1 protein-coding gene is annotated in these 312 nt (G+C 73.4%); it reads left to right on the plus strand.

From position 1 onward, the window contains the following. The coding region (locus H7I57_RS29840; RefSeq protein WP_264028145.1) for a M48 family metalloprotease at window positions 1–312 on the plus strand (312 nt) is incomplete at both ends.

Here is a 312-nt window from a genome sequence, read left to right on the forward strand (position 1 = left end):
TATGTGATGCAGACCCCCGAGCGGGCCGCATATTGCGTGTCGGGCCGCCCGGCGACCATCGTGGTCACCAGTGCGGCGGTGGCGGCCCTCGGGGAACGTGAACTGGCCGCCGTGATCGCCCACGAACGCGCCCATGTCGCGGGCCGGCACCTGGCCATCGTCACGGCGATGCGCGGCGTGGCGTTGATCCTGCCGCGGGTGCGTCTGATCACCCGCGGCGCCACCGAAGTCGCGCGGCTGCTGGAGATGTGCGCCGACGACGCCGCCGCGGCCCGCTACGGCAGGCGGGCCCTGCTGGACGGCTTGATGGCC

The sequence above is a fragment of the Mycolicibacterium pyrenivorans genome (assembly GCF_025821625.1).
In the GTDB taxonomy this organism is placed as follows: Bacteria; Actinomycetota; Actinomycetes; order Mycobacteriales; family Mycobacteriaceae; genus Mycobacterium; species Mycobacterium pyrenivorans.